Raw genomic sequence first — 16,702 nt, 5'->3', positions numbered from 1 at the left:
AACATGACCATCACGCATTCCTCCCCGCTTCGCCACCTCGGCGCATTCGCCTGCGCGGCCGCTTTGCTCGCCGGCTGCGCGGGTACGCGCCACGATCCGCTGCCGCCCGTCGCGATGCCCGCGAACTGGGCCGCGCCGGTCACGGCCGACGCGCCGCCCGCCGCGCGCGACTGGTGGCGCAGCTTCGGCGATCCGCAACTCGACGCGCTGATCGACGACGCGCTGCGCGCCAACAACGACCTCGCGATCGCGGCGATCCGCGTGTATCGCGCGCAGTTGCAGGCCGGGCTCGTCGATACGAACCTGACGCCCAACGTGACGCTCGGCGCGAACGGCGCCGTGTCGCGCACGCTCGATACGCACCGGACGAGCCAGTCGAGCGGCCTCAACGGTTCGCTCAGCTACGAAATCGACCTGTGGGGCCGGCTGGCCGCGCTGCGCGATGCCGCGCACTGGGAAGCCGACGCGACGGCCGCCGATCTCGAAGCCGCGCGGCTGTCGCTGATCGGCACGACCGCGGCGCTGTACTGGCAGATCGGCTATCTGAACCGGCAGATCGCGCTCGGCGACGCGAACATCGCGTATGCGGTGCGCACGCTCGCGCTCGTCCGGTCGCGGCACGCGGCCGGCGCCGTGTCGGGGCTCGATCTCGCGCAGGCCGAACAGAGCCTCGCCGCGCAACGCGCGGCGCAGACGCAACTGATCCAGCAGCGCACCGAGAACCGCCACGCGCTCGCGATCCTGTTCGACCGGCCGCCGCAGCAACTGGCGGCCGAGCCGGCGGCACTGCCGGATGCCGCACCGCCCGACGTGGCGGCCGGCCTGCCCGCGAGCCTGCTCGGCCGGCGCCCCGATCTGCGGGCGGCGGAATTCCGGCTGCGCGAATCGCTCGCGCAGGTCGACGCGACGCGCACGAGCTTCTACCCGACCTTCACGCTGACCGGCAGCGCCGGCACGACGAGCACGAGCCTCGAGCGCGTGCTGACGAACCCGGTCGGCACGCTCGGGCTCGGCCTCGCGCTGCCGTTCATCCAGTGGAACACGATGCAGTTGCAGATCAAGGTGTCGAAGTCGCAGTACGAGGAAGCGGTCGTCGGGTTCCGCCAGCGGCTCTACACGGCGCTCGCGGAAGTCGAGAATGCGCTGTCGGCGCGCGTGCAGCTCGAACGCGAGGCCGAACAGCGCGCGCTGTCGCTCGCGCAGGCGCAGCGTGCCGAACGGCTGGCCGCCGCGCGCTTCGCGGCCGGCGCGACCGCCGTGCAGCCGTGGCTCGACCAGCAACAGGTGCTGAGGAGCGCGCAGAGCGCCGACGAGCTGACCCGCCTGAACCGGCTCAACAACCAGATGAAGCTCTACCGCGCGCTCGGCGGCGGGACGTCCTGACCGGCCGTCACGCGCCGCACGCCGGCCGCGTCATTCGCACACGGCCGCCCCGCGCCGCGCCGGTGCGAACGCCACCGCGCTCGCCGTTGCGAGCAAGGCCACGCCCGCCGCGCCGTACACCATCACCCAGCCGAACCCGTGCACGAGCGCCGCGTGCAGCGCCGCGCCGCTCGGGTCGGCCTGCGCGAGCGCCGGCGCGATCGCCTGCAGCCCGTCGGTGCGGCCCGCCGCGATTTCCTGCGCGAGCCGACGCAGCGCCGCGTCGCCGATTGCGCCGGCCGGCCCGCCCTTCAGGCTCGCGACGATCCCCGCCACCAGCACGAAGCCCATCGCCGCGATGTTCAGCGCGAGCGAGATCATCCGCGCGCTCATGTCGATGCCCGACGCCATCCCGGCCCGCGCACTCGGCACCGCGCCCGTCGTCGTGTTGGTGACGGGCGTGTTGGTCAGCCCGAGCCCGATGCCGGCGGTCACGCAACCCGGCAGCATCGTCAGCCAGCTCGCGTGATCGGCCGCGCTGCCGAGTCGCATCAGCACGAAGCCGGCCGCGATCGTGAACAGCCCGGCCGGAATCACGACGCCCGGCCCGTAGCGCAGCGCGAGCCGTTCGCCGAACGGCGGCGCGATCAGCGTCGGCAGCGTGTACGCGAGCAATGCGAGGCCGGCCGTCACGCTGTCGTAGCCGAGCGCGACCTGGAACCAGATCGGCAGGTAGATCATGAACGGCCAGAAGCTGAAGTTCATCCCCATCGAGCCGAAGATCGCGCCGGTGAACGCGCGGATCCGGAACACCGAGAAGTCGAACATCGGCCGCGCGCTGGCGCGCTCCGCGATGAAGAAGCCGATCACCGCGACCACGGTCGCACCGAGCACGCCGAGGCCGGCCGCGCTCGTCAGCCCGAGTTCGGCGCCTTGCGTGATGTAAAAGGCGACACCGAGCACCGCGAGCGACAGCGTGACGATACCCGCGACGTCGAGCGCGCCCGCATGCGGATCGCGCGATTCCTGCACCGCGCCGCCGATCAGCACGAGCGCGACGGCCGCGAGCGGCGCATGGACGAGGAACACCCACGGCCAGTTCGCCAGCGCGACGATCGCGCCGCCGACGATCGGCCCGAAGCCGAGCCCGATGCCGAACACGATCCCCCAGATCCCGAATGCGCGGCCGCGCTCGCGCCCTTCGCGGAACTGGTGCGACAGCACGGCGATCTGGCAGATCAGCATCGCGCCGCCGCTCGCGCCCTGCAGCAGCCGGCCCGCGACGAGCACCGGCACGTTCGGCGCGAGCCCGCACAGCAACGACGTCGCGCCGAACAGCACGGTGCCGATCACGTATACGCGCTTGCGGCCGAACCGGTCCGCGAGCGTGCCGGCCGCCATCAGCACCGTCGTACACGCGATCGTGTACGCGTTCATGATCCACTGCATGCCGTTGAAATCGCCATGCAGCACGTGTTCGAGCGTCGGCAGGATCACCGGCACGCTCGAGATTTCGAGGCCGAACATCAGCGAAGTGAGACAGACGGCCGCGAGCGCGACCGCATTCCTGCGGGAGTCGGATAGCGTCATGCGTATTGCGCGGCGGCCCGGCGACAGGCCGCGCGCCTCCAGGTGAGTAGGATTCGCCGCGCGCGGCCGGCGACGCACGCTGGGCGGGAATCGGTACTATAGTGAGAATTCCCCTCCCCATTGACGCATCCATTTCTACGAACTGGGGAATCACAGGACGCAATCCGCGCAACCCGCTATGACCGACAGACTCGATGGCGTGACGACCTTCGTCCAGGTGGTGGAATCCGGCAGCTTCGCGCTCGCCGCGGAACGGCTCGACATGACGCGCTCGGCCGTCGGCAAGGCGATCGCGCGGCTCGAAAAGCGGCTCGGCGCGCGGCTGCTGCAGCGCACGACGCGCAGCCAGAGCCTGACCGACGACGGCCAGGCGTACTACGACCGCTGCGTACGCGCGCTGGCGGAACTGGAAGCGGCGGAAGCCGATCTCGACTGCGGTCGCAACGAGGCGCGCGGCAAGCTGCGGCTGAGCGTGCCGCTCGCGTTCGGGCACCACTGCGTGACGCCGATCGTGCTGGACCTCGCGCGCACTTACCCGCACCTGCGGATCGACGTGTCGATCACCGACCGTTTCGTCGATCTCGTCGAGGAAGGCATCGATCTCGCGGTGCGGATCGGCCCGCTCGCGGACAGCACGAGCCTCGCGGTGCGGCGGCTCGGCACGCAATACGGGAGCCTCGGTGCGGCGCCATCGTATCTCGCGCGTTACGGCACCCCGCAATCGCTCGACGACCTGAAGAACCACCGCACGATCGCGTATTCACGCTCGGGCGTCGTGCAACCGTGGTACCTGCGTGCGCCGGACGGCTCGAGCGTCCACATCGACATGCCGCACCAGCTCAGTTTCGACGACGTGCAGGCGATCGCGGCGGCCGGTGCGTCGGGGTTCGGGATCGCGTGGCTGCCGAGCTGGCTGCTCGATCACTACGTGAAGCGCGGGGAGATGGTGGTCGTGCTCGATCGCTGCTTCGTCTGCGAAGGCGACATTCATGCGATCTGGCCGAAGACGCGCTACCTGCCGCGCAAGACGCGCTGCATGATCGATGCGCTCGTGGAGGCGGTGCCGCCGATGATCGAGCGCTGAGCGCGAAAGAACCGCAACGAAATACGCGGCAACCGACGCGCCGCGCGGGCGCGTCGGCTCATCGCATCACGCCGCGCCGAGATCGGCGAGCGGATGCGCGAACAGCTTCCACGGCGACGTCAGGAAATGCCGCACGCGTTCGGCGCGCAGCTCGACGAGCGATGCGGGCGCCCAGCGCGGCTTGCGATCCTTGTCGACGAGATGTGCGCGCACGCCTTCGCAGAAATCGCCTTCCTCGATCGCGCGCGCGACGATGCCGAGCTCCATCCGGAACGATTCCGCGAGCGTCATCTGCCGGCCGCGCAGCAGCGCCTCGCGCGTCACGGCGAGCATCGTCGGCGAATGGCTCGCGAGCGCGTCGAGCGTCGCCTGCAGCCACTGGCGGTGCTCGCGCGCCAGCTCGTCGCGCGCCAGCTCCTGCGTGAGCGTCGCGACGATCCGCTCGACGGTCGAACGCTTGTCGAAGTGGCGAACGATCCACGGCATCTGGCCGTCGAGCGCCGCATGCGGCACCACGTTGCACGGCGGCTCGAACACCTTGCGCAGCAACGGCAGCGCGTCGCCGTCCCACTTGACGCTTTCGATGCGCGTCTCGAACGTGTCGAGCCACGCGGACGGCACGCACAGGTCCGCGAGCTTCGCGGTCAGCGCGTCGGCGCCCGACAGCATCGCACCGGTCAGCCCGACGTACAGTTCGAGTTCGGCCGGCATGCCCGACAGGAAATGCGTGGCGCCGACGTCGGGCACGAGGCCGATGCGCGTTTCCGGCATCGCGATCTTGCTGCGCTCGGTCGCGACGCGCAGCGCCGCGCCCTGCGCGAGGCCCATGCCGCCGCCCATCGTCACGCCGTCCATCAGCGCGACGACCGGCTTCGGGAACGTGTGGATCGCGTAATCGAGCCGGTACTCGTCGACGAAGAACGGCAGCCAGGTCTCGCGCTGCGCGACCATCCGGTACAGCTCGCGGACGTCACCGCCCGCGCAGAAGCCCTTCTCGCCCGCGCCGCGCAGCACGAGCGCGACGATCTGGTCGTCGTGGCGGCAGCGCTCGAACAGCGCGGTCAGCTCGCCGATCATCGCGTACGACAGCGCGTTGAGCGCGGCCGGCCGGTTCAGCGTGATCAGCGCCACGCGGTTCACCACGCGGAACAGCACCTCGGGCGCATGTTCCGCGAACGTGTCGTGATTCGTCACCGGCGTGCTCATCGTTGCGGCTCTCCATCGGTGCGCCACTGCGGCGCGCGCTTGCCCAGGAACGCCGCCACGCCTTCGCGCGGATCGGCCGTGTCGAACAGGTCGACGAAGCGTTCGCGTTCGACCGCGAGCGCCGCGCCGCGCGGCACGCCGCGTCGGGCGAGGCCGATCAGCTCCTTGCTGTAGGCCACCGCATGCGGGCTTTGCCGCGCGACGTTGCGTGCCAGCGCGAGTGCCGCGTCGCGCGCGGCGCCGCTGTCCACCACGTCCTCGACGAGGCCGATCCGCAGTGCGGTCGCCGCGTCGACGCGCGCGCCGGTCAGGATGATCTTCTTCGCCCAGCCCTCGCCGACGAGCCAGGGCAGCGTCTGCGTGCCAAGCCCGCACGGCAGCAGCCCGACCGACGGTTCGGGCAGCGCCATCTGCGCATGCGTCTCCGCGATCCGCAGGTCGCATGCGAGCGCGCATTCGAGGCCACCGCCCATCGCATAGCCGTTGATCGCCGCGATCGTCACGACGCGCGCGTCGTGCAGCGCCTCGAACGCCGCGCCGAAGCGCGCCGCCATCGTGCGCGCGACCGCGCGATCGCCGTCGGCGAACGTGTTGAGATCGGCGCCCGCGCTGAAGAACTTCGGGCCGTCGCCGGTGATCACCAGCGCGCGCACGCGCGGGTTCGCATTCAGTTCGGCGACGGTTTGCTGCAATTGCTGCAGCCCGTCGGCGGTAAAGGCGTTCGCGGGCGGACGCTTGAGCGTCGCGCACGCGATCGCGCCGTCGTCGACGTAGTCGAGTTCGATCATCACGCGTCCTTCTTCGTGGCCGGTTGATACAGGCGGATCACCGCCGAGAAATCGAGCTGGCCGTCGCCGCGGCTGCTCATCGTCTGGTACAGCTGCTGCGCGAGCGCGCCGAGATAGACGGGCTGGCGCGCCTGCTTCGCCGCATCGTTCGCGAGGCCGAGATCCTTCAGCATCAGGTCGGTGCCGAAGCCGCCCGAGTAGCCGCGCGACGACGGCGCGGTCTCGATCACGCCCGGATACGGGTTGTAGGTGTCCGAGCTCCAGCAGCGGCCGGTCGACGTGTTGACGATGCCGGCCAGCACCTTCGGGTCGATGCCGAGCGCGACGCCGAGCGACATCGCCTCCGACACCGCCGCCATCGAGATGCCGAGCACGAGGTTGTTGCAGACCTTCGCGACCTGCCCCATGCCCGTCGCGCCGCAGTGGACGATGTTCTTGCCCATGCCGGCGAGCACCGGCTTCACGCGCTCGAAATCCGCGTCGCTGCCGCCGACCATGAAGGTCAGCGTGCCGGCCGCCGCGCCGCCGGTGCCGCCCGACACCGGCGCATCGACGAACGCGCCGCCGTGCTCGCGCACCAGCGCGCCGAACGCCTGCGCGCTCGCCGGGTCGATCGTGCTCGAATCGATCACGGTCGCGCCCGCGCCGAGGCCGGCCAGCACGCCGTTCTCGCCGGACAGCACCGAGCGCACGTGCGGCGCGGCCGGCAGCATCGTGATCACGAACGTCGCGCCCGATGCCGCGTCGCGCGGGGAAGCTGCCACCTGCGCGCCGGCGTCCTGCAGCGCGCGCAACGCGTCGGCGCTCAGGTCGAACGCGTGCACGTCGTGGCCGGCTTTCAGCAGGTTCAGCGCCATCGGCGCGCCCATGTGGCCGAGGCCGATAAATCCGATTTTCATGTTGGTGTCCTCCGCCGCTCAGTGCAGCCGGATCGTCGTATTCACCGGGCCGGCCGTCGTGTCGTCGTCGAACCAGCGCGCGGTGACCGTCTTGGTCTGCGTGTAGAACTGCACGACCTGCTTGCCGTACGGGCCGAGATCGCCGAGCTTCGAGCCGCGCGAACCGGTGAAGCTGAAGAACGGCACGGGCACCGGGATCGGGATGTTGATGCCAACCTGGCCGACGTCGATCTCGCTCTGGAACTTGCGTGCCGCCGCGCCGCTCTGCGTGAAGATGCCCACGCCGTTGCCCATCGGGTTCGCGTTGACCAGCGCGATCGCTTCGTCGAGCGTGTCGACTTCCATCACGACCAGCACCGGTCCGAAGATTTCATGCGTGTAGACCGTCATGTCGGTCGTCACGCCGGAGAAGATCGTCGGGCCGATGAAGTTGCCTTCCTCGAAGCCGGCGACCTTCACGTCGCGGCCGTCGAGTTCGAGCTTCGCGCCTTCCTTGATGCCCATGTCGATCAGCGACAGAATCCGCGCCTTCGCGCCGCGCGACACGACCGGCCCGACGTCGGTGCCCGCTTCCGAGCCCGCGTTGACCTTCAGCGTCTTCGCCTTCGCGACGATGTCGGGCAGCCATTCGCGCGCGTTGCCCACCAGCACCGCGACGGAAGTCGCCATGCAGCGCTGGCCGGCCGCGCCGAAGCCCGCGCCGACGAGCGCGTTGATCGTCTGCTCGCGGTTCGCGTCGGGCAGCACGATCGCGTGGTTCTTCGCGCCCATCATCGACTGCACGCGCTTGCCGTGCTGGCTGCCGAGGTTGTACACGTGCGTGCCGACGGCGGTCGAGCCGACGAACGAGATCGCCTTCACGAGCGGATGCGTGCAGATCGCATCGACGACTTCCTTGCCGCCGTGCACGACGTTCAGCACGCCTTTCGGTACGCCGGCTTCCAGCGCGAGCTCGACGAGCTCCATCGTCGACATCGGGTCCTGCTCGGACGGCTTCAGCACGAACGTGTTGCCGCACACGATCGCCATCGGGAACATCCACAGCGGAATCATCGCGGGAAAATTGAACGGCGTGATGCCCGCGCACACGCCGAGCGGCTGGCGCAGCGTGTAGGTGTCGACGCCGCCCGCGACGTTCTCCGCGAATTCGCCGAGCTGCAGCGTGCCGATCGAGCATGCGTGCTCGACCACTTCGAGGCCGCGGAAGATGTCGCCTTCGGCATCGGGAATCGTCTTGCCCTGCTCGGCCGTCAGCGTCTTCGCGATGCGCTGCTGGTTCGCGCGCACCAGATCCTGGAACTTCAGCATGATGCGCATGCGCGCGGCGATCGGCGTGTTCTTCCACGTCGCATACGCGGCGTGCGCGGCCTGCACGGCCGCGTCGACTTCCGCGACGGTCGCGAACGGCACGCGTGCGAGCACCTGCTGCGTCGCCGGGTTGACGATGTCGCGCCACTCGTTCGTGGCGGACTCGACGAAGGCGCCGTCGATCAGCAGCTTGACCGTCGGCACGTCTTGCCCCGTGCGGGGCGTCGGATTCGCGTTCATCAGAGCACTCTCCTTGCAGTGGGCCGCGTGGCGTCGTGCGACGCGCGGCCGGTTCGGTTCAGCGAGGCGGCGGGCGACGCGCGGAAAAAAGCAGCACGCGCGACCCGCGGCCGGTCATTTCAGTTCGGCGGCGAAATCTTCTTCCCAGTACTCGCCGGGCATACGCTCGGTCGCGTCGTCGCCGCGCTCGATCTCGCGGCGGCGCAGCTCGACGCGGCGAATCTTCCCGGAGATCGTCTTCGGCAGTTCCGCGAATTGCAGGCGACGGATGCGCTTGTACGGCGCGAGCTTCTCGCGCGAGAAACGGAATATCTCCAGCGCGAGCGCGGGGCTTTCTTCATAGCCCTGGCGCAGCGTGATGAAGGTCTTCGGCACCGACAGCCGCACCGGGTCCGGGCTCGGCACGACGGCCGCTTCCGCGATCGCCGGATGCTCGATCAGCACGCTTTCCAGTTCGAACGGGCTCAGCCGGTAGTCGGACGACTTGAACACGTCGTCCGCGCGGCCGATGTACACGTAGTAGCCGTCGTCGCGACGCATCGCGATGTCCGACGTGCGGTAGTGGCCGTCGCGCATCGCGTGGGCCGTCGCGTCCGGATTGTTCGCGTAGCCCTTCATCAGCCCGACCGGACGCGTGACGTCGCCACCGATCGGCAGCGCGACCTCGCCTTCGGTCACCGGCGCGCCGTCCGGGTCGAGCAGCGCGATCCGGTAGCCGGGCAGCGGCCGGCCCATCGAGCCCGCGACCACCGGCTGGCCCGGCGAGTTGCCGATCAGGCAGGTCGTCTCGGTCTGGCCGTAGCCGTCGCGAATCGAGATGTTCCACGCCTTCTTCACGCGCTCGATGATCTCGGGATTCAGCGGCTCGCCCGCGCCGACGATCTCGCGCAGCTTCACGTCGAACGACGCGAGCGGCTGCTGCACGAGCATGCGCCACACGGTCGGCGGCGCGCACAGCGTCGTCACGCGATACTTGACGAGCGCATCGAGCACGACCTTCGGCTCGAAGCGCGCATAGTTGAACGCGAACACGCACGCCTGCGCATTCCACGGCGCGAAGAAGCAGCTCCACGCGTGCTTCGCCCAGCCCGGGGAGCTGATGTTCCAGTGGATGTCGCCCGGCTGCAGGCCGACCCAGTACATCGTCGACAGATGGCCGACCGGATAGGTGCGGTGCGTGTGCTCGACGAGCTTCGGCTTCGACGTCGTGCCGGACGTGAAGTACAGCAGCATCGGATCGTTCGCGTGCGTGACGGCGTCCGGCTCGAACGCAGCGCTCGCCGCATAGCCGTCGTTCATCGCGAGCCAGCCCGCGCGCGGCGCGCCGGCGACGATCTTCTGCGCGAGGCCGAGATCGGGCTGTTCGAATTTCGCGGCTTCGTTCTCGTCGACGATCGCGTATTTCGCGCCGCCGATCTGCACGCGGTCGCGCACGTCGTCGGGCGACAGTTGCGTGGTGGCGGGCAGCACGATCGCGCCGAGCTTCATCGCGGCCAGCATCGCGTCCCACAGCTCGACCCGGTTCGGCAGCATCAGCAGGATGCGGTCGCCGCGCACGACGCCGATCGCGCGCAGCCAGTTCGCGATCCGCGACGAACGCTCGGACATCTGCGCGAACGAATACGGATCGCCCGTGCCGGTCGCCGCGTCGACGATCCACAGCGCGGGCTGGTCGTTGCCGCGCGCCATCGGGTCGAAGTAGTCGAGCGCCCAGTTGAACGCATCGAGCACCGGCCATTCGAAATCGCGGTACGCGGTGTCGTAGTCGGTGCGATGGCGCAGCAGAAAGTCGCGTGCGTCCAGGAATGCCTGTACCGTCATGTGTCGTCTCCGTCCAGTCTCCATGCCCAGCGCTCAACCGGTGCAGGTGCTGCAGCACATGCCCGGTTCCGTGTTGCACGGCGCACGGTCACGTCGTTGCGTGCCGCGTTCACCGCGCTGCCCTCGTGCCCTGCGTGATGCTGTCGTCCCGGCGCGACCGTCGCGACTCAAAGCTGCCGCGCGATCACCATCCGTTGCACTTCGCTGGTGCCTTCGTAAATCTGCGTGATGCGCGCGTCGCGATAGTGACGCTCGACTTCGTAATCGACCAGGTAGCCGTAGCCGCCGTGAATCTGGATCGCATCCGAACACACGCGCTCGGCCATCTCGGACGCGAACAGCTTCGCCTGCGACGCTTCCGACAGGCACGGCAGCCCGGCCGTGCGCAGCTTCGCCGCGTGATGCACGAGCAGGCGCGCGGCGTTGATCTGCACGGCCATGTCGGCGAGCTTCTGCTGGATCGCCTGATGCTCGGCGATCGGCTTGCCGAACTGCACGCGCTCGCCCGCATAGCGGCGCGCCTTGTCGAACGCGGCGCGCGCGATGCCGAGCGCCTGCGCGGCGATGCCGATGCGGCCGCCTTCGAGGTTCGACAGCGCGATCTTCAGCCCTTCGCCGCGATTGCCGAGCAGGTTGTCTTCCGGAATCGCGCAGTTCTCGAACGTGATCGGGCACGTATCCGACGCGCGGATGCCCATCTTCTTCTCGGGCTTGCCGACGATGAAGCCCGGCGTGTCGGTCGGCACCAGGAACGCGGAAATGCCGCGCTTGCCGGCTTCCGGGTCGGTCATGGCAAAAACGATCGCGACGCCGGCGCGCTGGCCGTTGGTCACGAACTGCTTCGCGCCGTTCAGCACCCATTGGCCGTCGCGCAGCTCGGCCCGCGTGCGCAGGTTGTTCGCTTCGGAACCGGCATGCGGCTCGGTCAGGCAGAACGCGCCGATCACGCGACCGGCCGCCATGTCGGCCAGCCAGCGGTCCTTCTGCGCGGGCGTGCCGAAGCCGAGGATCGGCCCGCAGCCGACCGAGTTGTGCACGCTCATCATCGTCGCGCACGCGGCGTCGCCGGCCGCCACTTCCTCCATCGCCAGCGCATACGCCACGTAGTCCGTATACGAGCCGCCCAGCTCCTGCGGCACGATCATCCCGAGCAGGCCGAGCTCGCCGAGCTGCGCGACGATCGCGTCGGGCAGGTGCGCGTCGTGGTCCCACTGCGCGGCGTTCGGCGCCAGCATCTCGGTGGCAAAAGCGCGCGCCGCATCGCGGATCATCCGCTGGTCTTCGGTGTAAAGCTCGTCCATGGTGCTGCTGTCTCCCGCGGCCGCCGGGCGCGACCGTCCTTGCGTTTCGATGCAACAAGTGTAGGCAAGCACGCGCGACTGTTCGATGCTCGCGTCGCTCATTTACACTGAGCGTTTTTGCCACACCGGCGACACCGATGAAGCAGGAAGACAAGGGAACCGTCGCGATCAGCCTCGTCGCGTACAGCGTCGCGCTGGCCACGCGGCGCGGCGTCGCGGCCGAGCCGCTGCTCGCGCAGGCCGGCATCGCGCCCGCGCTGCTCGGGCAGCCGCGCGCACGCGTGTCCGCGCAGCAATACGGCGCGCTGTGGAACGCGATCGCGCGCACGCTCGACGACGAGTTTTTCGGGCAGGATCGCCACCCGATGCGCAGCGGCAGCTTCATCGCGATGAGCCAGGCCGCGCTGTCGGCGCGCGACGGGCTGCACGCGATGGCGCGCGCGGTGAACTTCATGCACTGCGTGCTCGACGACCTCCACGCGGAGCTCGACGCGAACCCGCAGCGCGTGCGGCTGCGTTTCGTGCACCGCAACAACGGCGCGACGCCCGCGATGTTCACGTACGCGACCTATTTCATCATCGTGTACGGCCTCACCTGCTGGCTGATCGGGCGGCGCATTCCGCTGCTGCATGCGAGCTTCCGCTGCGACACGCCACCGGCCGATCACGAATACCCGTCGATGTTCTGCGACGACATGCGCTTCAACGAGCCCGAGTCGTATGTCGATTTCGATCCCGAATTCGCGACGCTGCCGGTCGTGCAGAACGCGAAGACGCTGAAAACGTTTCTGCGCAACGCGCCGGCCAGCTTCATCGTCAAGTACCGCAACCCGAACGCGCTCGCGCAGCGCGTGCGCGCGGTGCTGCGCGGGATGCCGCCCGCCGCGTGGCCCGGCGCGGGCGGGATGGCCGCGCGGCTGCACGTGGCCGAGGCCACGCTGCGCCGCAAGCTGCATCAGGAAGGCCACGCGTACCAGTCGATCAAGGACACGCTGCGGCGCGATCTCGCGTTCGAGGCGCTGGCCGACCCCGCCCGCACGATCGCCGACGTCGCGGCCGCGACCGGTTTCGCGGAACCGAGCGCGTTCTACCGCGCGTTCCGCAAATGGAGCGGGCGCAGCCCGGCCGAGTTTCGGGAAGAAGCGCTCGCGCGCGGCGGCGGCGCCGGCTGAAGGCGCGGCCGGCCCGCCTCGCCTTCGCGCTTTGCGCCGAAACCGCCTAATCTTCAAGCATCGGGCCTACGCCCTTTCCGCCAGCCGGACGGCACGCGGCCGTGCGCCGCCCGGACGTCCCGATGCGCTTTCACCGTCATGGCCCGCCGCCGGCGCCTGCCGCGCCCGACGGCCGCCCCCGTCACCCGCTGTCCGCGCGGGTCGCGCGCGCCGCGCTGTTCGCGGCGCTGCTCGTCGTGTGCGCCGCGCTCGCCGCGCCGCCATCGGCCGACGCGCCCGCCGCGCATCCGGTCGTCGTGATTCCCGTCAACGGCGCGATCGGCCCGGCCAGCGCCGATTTCATCGTGCGTTCGCTCGACCGCGCGGCCCGCGAGCATGCGCCGCTCGCGATCCTGCAACTCGACACGCCCGGCGGCCTCGATACGTCGATGCGGCAGATCATCAAGGCCGTCCTCCGCTCGCCGGTACCGGTCGCCGCCTTCGTCGCGCCGGGCGGCGCGCGGGCGGCGAGCGCGGGCACCTACATCGTCTATGCGAGCCACTTCGCGGCGATGGCGCCCGGCACCAACCTCGGCGCGGCGTCGCCCGTGCAGTTCGGCATCGGCGGCGCGGCGCCGCCAGGCGCGAATCCCGCCGCGCCGCGACCGACCGGTGCATCGGGTGCGTCTGGCGTGTCGGACGCGGCTGCCGTGCTGCCGACCGATACGCAATCGACCGAGATCCGCAAGGCGATCCAGGACGCTTCCGCATACATCCGCGGCCTCGCGCAATTGCGCGGACGCAATGTCGAATGGGCCGAGCGCGCGGTGCGCGAGGCCGTGAGCCTGTCGGCGAACGAAGCGCGCGCGCAGCACGTCGTCGACGTGATCGCGCAGGACCCGGCCGACCTCGCGCGCCAGCTCGACGGCCGCACGGTGACGACGACTGCCGGCACGCTGCATCTCGCGACCGCGCACGCGCCGCTCGTCGTGCTCGCGCCCGACTGGCGCAGCCGGTTCCTCGCGATCATCGCCGATCCGAACGTCGCGCTGATCCTGCTGACGATCGGCATCTACGGCCTCTTCTTCGAATTCGCGAACCCCGGTTTCGTGCTGCCGGGCGTCGCCGGCACGATCTGCCTGCTGGTCGGACTGTTCGCGATGCAGTTGCTGCCGATCAGCTATGCGGGCCTCGGCCTCGTGCTGCTCGGGCTCGGCTGCCTCGTCGCGGAGGCGTTCCTGCCGACCTTCGGCGTGCTCGGGTTCGGCGGGATCGTCGCGTTCACGATCGGCGCGCTGATGCTGATCGACACCGACGTGCCGGGCTACGGGATTCCGTGGCCCGTGATCGCGAGCCTGGCGCTCGGCGGCGCGCTGCTCGTCGCGGGCGTGTCGAGCGTCGCGCTGCGCGCGCGGCGCCGCCCGGTCGTGACGGGCGCCGAGGCGATGCTCGGCAGCATCGGCGAAGTGCTCGACGACGGCCTGCAGCCGGACCAGCCACATGGCGCGACCGACGCCGCGCCGTCGGCCGCCGGCTGGGCGCGCGTGCACGGCGAGCGCTGGCGCGTGGCGAGCAGCACGCCGCTGGCCGCCGGCTGCCGCGTGCGCGTCACCGGCCGCCACGGGCTGACGCTGACGGTCGCGCCGCTCTACGACGTGCCCGCCCCCGCCCATCCCCAGGGAGAACCTTCATGATCGGTTACACGTTCGGCTTCAGCAGCGTCCTGGTCGTCTTCGTCGTGGTCCTCGTCGCATCGTCGATCCGCATCTTTCGCGAGTACGAGCGCGGTGTCGTGTTCATGCTCGGCCGGTTCTGGAAAGTGAAGGGGCCGGGGCTCGTGCTGATCATCCCGATCGTCCAGCAGGTCGTGCGGATCGACCTGCGCACCGTCGTGTTCGACGTGCCGGCGCAGGACGTGATCACGCGCGACAACGTGTCGGTGAAGGTCAATGCGGTCGTGTATTTCCGCGTCGTCGATCCGGAGAAGGCCGTGATCCAGGTCGCGCGCTTCTTCGAGGCGACCAGCCAGCTCGCGCAGACGACGCTGCGCGCGGTGCTCGGCAAGCACGAACTCGACGCGCTGCTCGCCGAGCGCGAGCAATTGAACGCGGACATCCAGAAGACGCTCGACGCGCAGACCGATGCGTGGGGGATCAAGGTGTCGACGGTCGAGATCAAGCACGTCGACCTGAACGAGACGATGATCCGCGCGATCGCGCGGCAGGCCGAAGCCGAACGCGAACGGCGCGCGAAGGTGATTCATGCGGAAGGCGAGCTTCAGGCGTCGGAGAAGCTGCTGCAGGCCGCGCAGCGGCTCGCGCTGCAGCCGCAGGCGATGCAGTTGCGCTACCTGCAGACGCTGACGACGATCGCGGCGGACAAGAATTCGACGATCGTGTTTCCGTTGCCGGTCGATCTGCTGGGGGCGTTGCTGGATCGGCTGGGCCCGCCGCGCGAGCGTTGAGACGCGCATGTGCCGGCCGCACGACGCCGCGGGCCGATGCCGATGGGCGCGGGAGCCGCGGCGGCCAGCGCCCGGCGGCCCAGCGGCCCGCCCGCGTCAGGCCAGCAGCTTGCGCTCGGCCTTGCCGTACTTGATCGACTTCTCGTCCGGGATCATCAGGCCCGTGTGCTCGTCGCGGCCCTGCAGCAGGAAGCGCGCGTCCGGGTTGCCGATCTGCTCTGCCGCGAGCTTGCTGTCCGCGCCGATCTCGCCCTTCTTCATCCGGTTGACGATCACGCCGGCCGCGGTGTCCTTGAAATCGCGCAGCATCCATGCGTCGCCGTCGCTGTCGCCGAACACCAGCAGCGGGCCGTAGCCCTTCTTCGACGCGAGCACGTTGCGGATGCCCACCGTCTTGCCGGGCCCCCAGTTGAAATGCCAGCCGGCCGGATAGGTGCTCGTGTACTTGCCGTCCTGCATGTCCAGCCGCAGGCCGATCACGTTCTCCGGCGGCACGCCGTAGCCATAGTTCGGATTGCCGGCGAACACGCGCACGACGTCGTCGAGCGACGCGGTGCTCACGTACACGTCGATGCCGTTCGCCCGCAGCGTGTGCATCACCGCGCGGATTTCCTCGTGAATGCGGATGCCGTGGAAATGCGTATCGGCCACCACGCCGGCCTTGCCCGGCAGCGCCTTGGGGCTTTCGTAGCGGACCTTGCGCAGCGCGTCGCCGATCCCGTAGTTGTTCGACGCTTGCGCCATCGCCTGCAGCTCGGCGGTCGTCATGTTCTGGTAGAAGTAGATGATCCACTTGTAGCCGACTTCGAGCGGATGCGTGTCGCAGATCGCGTCGTACATGAAGTACAGCTTCGCGCGGAAATCCTTGAACTGATCGGTCTCGCGAATCTCGTCGAGGCTCTTGTCGCCGCCGAGGCCCTGGTAGTTCGCATGGAGCCAGCGGTAGTCGGATTCGACGTCGGCCGCGAGGTCCTCCATCGTCACCGGCTTGCCGTCGACGGTCGTGTAGTCCTTCATGAACGCGCCCTTCGGCACGTCCTTCCACATCACGGCGACGAATTCGTCCGGCGTCAGCTTGTACTGCAGATGGTTGATCTGGTACATCAGCAACGCCTCTTCGCAGTCGTTCATGATGCACGTGTTGTCCCAGTCGAACACCGCGTACGGGCGGCGCTTTCCGTCGTAGCGGGCGCTCGCGGCGCCATGCTGGTCGAGCACCGCCTGCAGGCGCGCGGCGTTGAACGGCGACCAGCGGCCGGGGTCCAGCGCGTCCGGCGCGGTGGCGCTCTTCGCGCCGGCGAGGCCGGCCTTGAGCATCAGCGGCGTCGCAGCGGTCGCCGCGGCAAGGGTGTTCATGAACTGGCGGCGTTGCATGGTCTCTCCGTTGATATGCCGAATCGGCCTCGGTCGCGGCCCCGCGCGACGCGCGACACACCGGCCTCGCGAAGCCGCAAAGGCTTCGAATCGGGGCGGATGATGTGACGAAAT

The 16,702-nt window shown here is 69.5% G+C and carries 13 protein-coding genes; 5 read left to right on the top strand and 8 right to left on the bottom strand.

Annotated elements, in window-relative coordinates:
• Positions 1–3 precede the first annotated feature (3 nt).
• On the top strand, positions 4–1,383 hold the full coding sequence (locus tag DTA15_RS16030; RefSeq protein WP_006493361.1) for an efflux transporter outer membrane subunit: 1,380 nt from the start codon (positions 4–6) through the stop codon (positions 1,381–1,383).
• 30 nt (positions 1,384–1,413) lie between these two features.
• Here DTA15_RS16030 and DTA15_RS16025 read toward each other — a convergent pair whose 3' ends face one another.
• A complete protein-coding gene (locus DTA15_RS16025) occupies positions 1,414–2,952 on the bottom strand; it encodes an MFS transporter (RefSeq protein WP_012493498.1) in 1,539 nt (512 codons plus the stop codon).
• Between the two features lie 178 nt (positions 2,953–3,130).
• Here DTA15_RS16025 and DTA15_RS16020 point away from each other — a divergent pair, with 178 nt between their 5' ends.
• On the top strand, positions 3,131–4,036 hold the full coding sequence (locus DTA15_RS16020) for a LysR family transcriptional regulator (protein WP_006482817.1): 906 nt from the start codon (positions 3,131–3,133) through the stop codon (positions 4,034–4,036).
• 66 nt (positions 4,037–4,102) lie between these two features.
• Here DTA15_RS16020 and DTA15_RS16015 read toward each other — a convergent pair whose 3' ends face one another.
• From DTA15_RS16015 to DTA15_RS15990, 6 genes are all read right to left on the bottom strand, one after another.
• Positions 4,103–5,242 carry an enoyl-CoA hydratase/isomerase family protein gene (locus tag DTA15_RS16015; protein WP_006482815.1) on the bottom strand — a complete coding sequence of 380 codons (1,140 nt, stop codon included), beginning with the start codon at positions 5,240–5,242 and terminating at the stop codon, positions 4,103–4,105.
• On the bottom strand, positions 5,239–6,030 hold the full coding sequence (locus DTA15_RS16010) for an enoyl-CoA hydratase (RefSeq protein WP_006482810.1): 792 nt from the start codon (positions 6,028–6,030) through the stop codon (positions 5,239–5,241). The genes DTA15_RS16015 and DTA15_RS16010 overlap by 4 nt, the downstream gene beginning before the upstream one ends.
• Entirely contained in the window at positions 6,030–6,929 is a 900-nt protein-coding gene (gene mmsB, locus DTA15_RS16005; protein ID WP_006480765.1) for a 3-hydroxyisobutyrate dehydrogenase, read from the bottom strand. The genes DTA15_RS16010 and mmsB overlap by 1 nt, the downstream gene beginning before the upstream one ends.
• 18 nt (positions 6,930–6,947) lie before the next feature.
• A complete protein-coding gene (locus tag DTA15_RS16000; protein ID WP_006482814.1) occupies positions 6,948–8,477 on the bottom strand; it encodes a CoA-acylating methylmalonate-semialdehyde dehydrogenase in 1,530 nt (509 codons plus the stop codon).
• A gap of 114 nt (positions 8,478–8,591) precedes the next feature.
• Positions 8,592–10,298 (bottom strand): AMP-binding protein, encoded by a 1,707-nt coding sequence (locus DTA15_RS15995; RefSeq protein WP_006482813.1) that lies wholly within the window; start codon positions 10,296–10,298, stop codon positions 8,592–8,594.
• A 167-nt stretch (positions 10,299–10,465) separates the two neighbouring features.
• Positions 10,466–11,599 (bottom strand): acyl-CoA dehydrogenase family protein, encoded by a 1,134-nt coding sequence (locus tag DTA15_RS15990; RefSeq protein WP_006482812.1) that lies wholly within the window; start codon positions 11,597–11,599, stop codon positions 10,466–10,468.
• 137 nt (positions 11,600–11,736) lie between these two features.
• Here DTA15_RS15990 and DTA15_RS15985 point away from each other — a divergent pair, with 137 nt between their 5' ends.
• The 3 genes from DTA15_RS15985 (at position 11,737) to DTA15_RS15975 (ending at position 15,214) form a co-directional block, all read left to right on the top strand.
• A complete protein-coding gene (locus DTA15_RS15985; protein ID WP_006498836.1) occupies positions 11,737–12,771 on the top strand; it encodes an AraC family transcriptional regulator in 1,035 nt (344 codons plus the stop codon).
• A 122-nt stretch (positions 12,772–12,893) separates the two neighbouring features.
• Positions 12,894–14,444, top strand: coding sequence for an NfeD family protein (locus tag DTA15_RS15980; RefSeq protein WP_012493499.1), 1,551 nt, complete (start codon positions 12,894–12,896; stop codon positions 14,442–14,444).
• Positions 14,441–15,214 (top strand): slipin family protein, encoded by a 774-nt coding sequence (locus DTA15_RS15975; RefSeq protein WP_006483242.1) that lies wholly within the window; start codon positions 14,441–14,443, stop codon positions 15,212–15,214. The genes DTA15_RS15980 and DTA15_RS15975 overlap by 4 nt, the downstream gene beginning before the upstream one ends.
• A gap of 96 nt (positions 15,215–15,310) precedes the next feature.
• Here the strand turns inward: DTA15_RS15975 and DTA15_RS15970 are convergent, their stop codons facing one another.
• Complete coding sequence (locus DTA15_RS15970) at positions 15,311–16,588, bottom strand: HAD family hydrolase (RefSeq protein WP_006486264.1); 1,278 nt, start codon at positions 16,586–16,588, stop codon at positions 15,311–15,313.
• Positions 16,589–16,702 lie beyond the last annotated feature (114 nt).

This window comes from Burkholderia cenocepacia, assembly GCF_900446215.1.
Classification (GTDB): domain Bacteria; phylum Pseudomonadota; class Gammaproteobacteria; order Burkholderiales; family Burkholderiaceae; genus Burkholderia; species Burkholderia cenocepacia.
This window is presented reverse-complemented; position numbering and strand designations above follow the sequence as displayed.

Coding starts and splice junctions, on each gene's coding strand:
- DTA15_RS15985 (WP_006498836.1), top strand. CDS start 11,737: ATGAAGCAGGAAGACAAGGGAACCGTCGCGATCAGCCTCGTCGCGTAC.
- DTA15_RS16020 (WP_006482817.1), top strand. CDS start 3,131: ATGACCGACAGACTCGATGGCGTGACGACCTTCGTCCAGGTGGTGGAA.
- DTA15_RS16000 (WP_006482814.1), bottom strand. CDS start 8,477: ATGAACGCGAATCCGACGCCCCGCACGGGGCAAGACGTGCCGACGGTC.
- DTA15_RS15975 (WP_006483242.1), top strand. CDS start 14,441: ATGATCGGTTACACGTTCGGCTTCAGCAGCGTCCTGGTCGTCTTCGTC.
- mmsB (WP_006480765.1), bottom strand. CDS start 6,929: ATGAAAATCGGATTTATCGGCCTCGGCCACATGGGCGCGCCGATGGCG.
- DTA15_RS16030 (WP_006493361.1), top strand. CDS start 4: ATGACCATCACGCATTCCTCCCCGCTTCGCCACCTCGGCGCATTCGCC.
- DTA15_RS15995 (WP_006482813.1), bottom strand. CDS start 10,298: ATGACGGTACAGGCATTCCTGGACGCACGCGACTTTCTGCTGCGCCAT.
- DTA15_RS15980 (WP_012493499.1), top strand. CDS start 12,894: ATGCGCTTTCACCGTCATGGCCCGCCGCCGGCGCCTGCCGCGCCCGAC.
- DTA15_RS15970 (WP_006486264.1), bottom strand. CDS start 16,588: ATGCAACGCCGCCAGTTCATGAACACCCTTGCCGCGGCGACCGCTGCG.
- DTA15_RS16010 (WP_006482810.1), bottom strand. CDS start 6,030: ATGATCGAACTCGACTACGTCGACGACGGCGCGATCGCGTGCGCGACG.
- DTA15_RS16015 (WP_006482815.1), bottom strand. CDS start 5,242: ATGAGCACGCCGGTGACGAATCACGACACGTTCGCGGAACATGCGCCC.
- DTA15_RS15990 (WP_006482812.1), bottom strand. CDS start 11,599: ATGGACGAGCTTTACACCGAAGACCAGCGGATGATCCGCGATGCGGCG.
- DTA15_RS16025 (WP_012493498.1), bottom strand. CDS start 2,952: ATGACGCTATCCGACTCCCGCAGGAATGCGGTCGCGCTCGCGGCCGTC.